The sequence below is a fragment of the Streptomyces sp. E11-3 genome (genome assembly GCF_046540415.1).
Lineage (GTDB): Bacteria > Actinomycetota > Actinomycetes > Streptomycetales > Streptomycetaceae > Streptomyces.
The window spans coordinates 1-3,780 of sequence record NZ_JAZGRL010000017.1 but is presented as its reverse complement, the minus strand read 5'-3'; the positions used below and the strand labels follow the sequence as shown (position 1 = coordinate 3,780).

Genomic DNA, 3,780 nt, shown 5'->3' with positions numbered 1-3,780 from the left:
CCCGCCCGTGCTCCAATGCGCCCATGACGCACCCCGACCCCGTACTCGCCCTCTTCGACGCCCAACTACGCCGGGACACCCGCCCAGACGGCCCCGGCATACGCATCGAGCGGTCCGACGGCGTGGTACGGCAGGTCGGCAGCGACGGCGGCTGGGCCGCCGTCATCTGGTCGGACCTCACCGAGGCCACCGCCGACGCGGCGATCGCGGCACAGGTCCGGCACTTCACCACACTCGACCGCTCGTTCGAGTGGAAGCTGTACGGCCACGACACCCCCGCCGACCTTCCCGAACGCCTGACGGCGGCCGGTTTCACGCCAGAGCCCCGCGAGACCCTGATGGTCGCCCGGATCAGGGGCCTCCCGACCACTCCCGAACTCCCGGACGGAATCCGCCTGCACCAGGTAACGGACCCCGCCGACCTGCACCTCATGACACAGGTCCACGACGAAGCCTTCGGCAACAACAGTGACCAGCTCCGCCAACAACTCCTCACCCAACTGACCCAGAGCCCCGAAACCAACACCATGACCGTCGCGATGGCCGGAGACACCCCCGTCTGCGCCGCCCGCATGGAGTTCCACCCCGGCACCGACTTCGCCAGCCTCTGGGGCGGCGGCACCCTCCCCGCCTGGCGCGGCAAGGGCATCTACCGCGCCCTGGTCGCCCACCGCGCCCGCATCGCGGCCGCCCACGGCTACCGCTACCTCCAGGTCGACGCCTCCGACCAGAGCCGCCCCATCCTGCAGCGCCTCGGCTTCGTCCCGCTGACGACCACGACGCCGTACGTCTACGAACCGTAGGAAGCCCGGCACCCACGCCGCCGCCGGAAGTACGCCACCGTGGCAACGCCCACCAGCGGCCCCCACGCCAGCAGCGGCACATAGCAGGCGGTCATCACCCAGTACAGGGCTCCCTGTGGTGCCTCGGGCGCCCCCATGTTCTCCGCCGAGTTCCAGTCGAGCGCACCGAAGAACACGAGCAGCGTGACGGCCGCCGCGCCGACCGACGCCGGAATCACCGCCGCCAGTACGGGAATCCGCCGCCCGCCCAGGACCGGAGCCCAGCGCGGTATCTCCTCGCCCCAGCGGTGGATCAGCCCCAGCGTCAGCAGCCCAAGCGCCTCGGCGAACAGGCTGAGCCCGATGAGGTACCAGGAGTGCCTGCCGGGGAAGTAGGCCGGATCGAGGAAGTCCCCGGTGAACCCGGAGTCCCAGCCGAAGGCGATGGCGATACGCCACAACCCGGACGGGACCAGGGTCAGCGCCGCCGCGTGCGCCGCCCAGCGTGCGGTACGCGAGACGCCCCGTACGCTGGGCCTGGGCGGTGCGGCCATCACGGTCTCACTCACGATGTGCCTCCGGCAGCGGCGGCAGCTCCGCGTGCCTGACGTCGAACCCGCCCTTGGTGACGGGCGCGAAGGGCGCGGGCGCCATGCAGGTGCCGACGTTCGGCTGGACGACCTGGCCGTTGTCGTCCGTTGACTCGGGTTCGGTGTTGGCGACGCCCCACGAGAACCCGAGCCGGTCCGGCTCGCCCCCGCGGCCCTCGTAGACGCTGATGCCCAGCCGCTTGCCGACTTCTGAGACGTCCGACTTGGTGATGACGGCGGTGAGTGTCGCGGTACGGCCACCGGTCACCAGGCAGTCCACCCGGGCCTCCGCGGCCACGGTGACCCCCGTCTCCGCCACGTGGTGACTGAACTTCACCGTGCCTCGGGCATCCGTGGGCAGCCCGCCGGGCAGACCGGGGAGTGGCTGCGAGAACGGCACCGCCCGCGCGTCGAGGGTGAACCGGATGTCGTCGTCGGGCGAGTAGACGTATGCGATACGGCCCGAACCGTGAACTCGCGCGACGCCATCGCCCCCCGCCTTCTTCTTCGCCGTGTCGTGGGCGGGCGCGGGCCCCGCCCCGGCCAACGCGACAAGCACCGCCGCGGCACCGACGGCAGCAGCAGACCTGATGCGCGTACGCATATGTCCTCGCATGGTGAACTCCCTGGTGGTGAAGGCTTTTACCGAGCACGACCAGCTTCGTCCGCGCACACCTGCCACCTCCATCCGCCGATCGGCAGAAAGATCCCCCGGCGGCGGACCGCACCCTCTACCGTTCGGCAGAGAGCCCGGTTGGATCACCCACCCGTACGCTGACCCCATGCGGAGCCCAACTGGCCTGAGGCGCCTCCTCCTTGGTACTGGTACAGCTCTGGCCGCGGCCGGCATCGCGTTCGGACCCGCTCAGCTCGCCGCCACGGTCCCCATCGCCACCGCCGTAGCCACACTCCTCTGGGCAACCGCCCGTCGCCCAGACTCGCTGGAGCGGCTGGCCCGCCCCACCGCGGCCTCCGCGACCCTGACCCTGACCGCCGTGTTCACCGCACCCGGAAGCTGGGGACTCGTACAGGCCGTCCTGCTCCTCCCCCTCCTCGCCGCGGTGGTCCGCTGGTCCCCGGTCAGGGAACTCCGCGTGGCCACCCCGCTCACCGCTCTCGCGATCGCGCTCTGGCCGGTGCCGCTGATGCCCGACGCCGCGTTCCTGGAGCAGTCGGGCGCCGCGGCGTTCTGGCTGCTGCCCGCGCTCCTCGCGGCCGCCGTCGGCGGGCAGCTCCGCCGCGCGGAGGTCCGCCGCCGCGGCCTGGTCGCCGAGACCCGGCGCGCCCAGCGTCTCCAAATCGCCCGGGACCTCCATGACTTCGTGGCCCATGACGTGAGCGGCATCGTCGTACAGGCCCAGGCCGCGCGGTTCGTCGCGGCAACCGACCCCGAGCAGGCGGTACTGGCCCTGGAGCGCATCGAGAAGGCCGGCCTGAGCGCACTGGCCGCGATGGACCGGACCGTAGAGGCGCTGCACGGTCCGGACGCCGCCGCCACCGGACCACTCCCGGGCCCCGACCACCTCCCGGCCCTGATCGACCGCTTCACCTCGGCGGCCAGCACCGAGGCCCGGCTGACCCTGCCGTCCGAGGCCGCCGACGCCCTCGCGCGCTCGCGCGAGGCGGGCGCCACCGCGTACCGGATCGTGGTCGAGGCCCTGACGAACGTCCGCAGACACGCCCCCACCGCGACCCGCGTCGACGTCGCCCTGACCCGCTCACGCACGGGCGTCGACATCCGCATCACCAACGACCGCCCCCAGGACGGCTCCGGCCGCACCCGCCGAAGCCGGAGCACCCGCGGCGGCCTGGGCCTGCCCGGCCTCACCGAACGCGTAGAGGCCCTGGGCGGAACCCTGTCAGCGGGCCCGTACGACGACGGCGGCTGGCAACTGCTGGCGGCCCTACCGCTATCGCTGCCGCTACAGCAGGAGACCCCATGACGCCCCCCGAGCCCTCCCCCTTGACCCGCATCCTCCTGGCCGACGACCAGAACGACATCCGCAGCGGCTTCCGCCTAATCCTCGAATCCCAGCCGGACATGACGGTCGTCGGCGAGGCCCCGGACGGCACCACCGCCGTCGAACTCGCCCACACCCTCCGCCCCGACCTCGTACTCGCCGACATCCGAATGCCGGGCCTGGACGGTCTGGAGGTCACCCGCCGCCTGGCGGGCCCCGACGCCACCGACCCGATCCGGGTCCTCGTGGTCACCACCTTCGACCACGACGACTACGTCCGTACGGCCCTACGCGACGGTGCCTGCGGCTTCCTGCTCAAGCGCTCGGGCCCGGGCCTGCTGATCGAGGGCGTACGGGCCGCCATGGCCGGAGACGTCCTGATCAGCCCCCAGATCACCGTCCGCCTACTCCAAACCCACCGGACCACACCCCCAGCCCCAACCCCAG

General features: G+C 72.2%; 5 protein-coding genes. 3 read left to right on the top strand and 2 right to left on the bottom strand.

Annotated elements, in window-relative coordinates; genetic code table 11:
• Positions 1-23 precede the first annotated feature (23 nt).
• Entirely contained in the window at positions 24-803 is a 780-nt protein-coding gene (locus U9R90_RS34200) for a GNAT family N-acetyltransferase (protein WP_411061216.1), read from the top strand.
• Here U9R90_RS34200 and U9R90_RS34195 read toward each other — a convergent pair.
• Together U9R90_RS34195 and U9R90_RS34190 are read right to left on the bottom strand one after the other, a co-directional pair.
• The gene (locus U9R90_RS34195; RefSeq protein WP_411061214.1) at positions 791-1,351 is read right to left on the bottom strand and encodes a hypothetical protein; all 561 of its coding nucleotides are present in this window, start codon (positions 1,349-1,351) and stop codon (positions 791-793) included. The two genes, U9R90_RS34200 and U9R90_RS34195, sit on opposite strands and share 13 nt — an antisense overlap.
• The gene (locus U9R90_RS34190) at positions 1,344-1,988 is read right to left on the bottom strand and encodes a hypothetical protein (RefSeq protein WP_411061212.1); all 645 of its coding nucleotides are present in this window, start codon (positions 1,986-1,988) and stop codon (positions 1,344-1,346) included. Before U9R90_RS34190 ends, U9R90_RS34195 begins: the two co-directional genes overlap by 8 nt.
• 166 nt (positions 1,989-2,154) lie before the next feature.
• On the opposite strand from U9R90_RS34190, the gene U9R90_RS34185 reads away from it, so the two are divergent.
• On the top strand, positions 2,155-3,315 hold the full coding sequence (locus U9R90_RS34185; RefSeq protein ID WP_411061210.1) for a sensor histidine kinase: 1,161 nt from the start codon (positions 2,155-2,157) through the stop codon (positions 3,313-3,315).
• Positions 3,312-3,780 (top strand): response regulator transcription factor (locus U9R90_RS34180; RefSeq protein ID WP_411061208.1); only part of this gene is annotated, 469 nt, incomplete at its 3' end. The genes U9R90_RS34185 and U9R90_RS34180, both read left to right, overlap by 4 nt.

Coding starts and splice junctions, on each gene's coding strand:
- U9R90_RS34200 (WP_411061216.1), top strand. CDS start 24: ATGACGCACCCCGACCCCGTACTCGCCCTCTTCGACGCCCAACTACGC.
- U9R90_RS34190 (WP_411061212.1), bottom strand. CDS start 1,988: ATGCGAGGACATATGCGTACGCGCATCAGGTCTGCTGCTGCCGTCGGT.
- U9R90_RS34185 (WP_411061210.1), top strand. CDS start 2,155: ATGCGGAGCCCAACTGGCCTGAGGCGCCTCCTCCTTGGTACTGGTACA.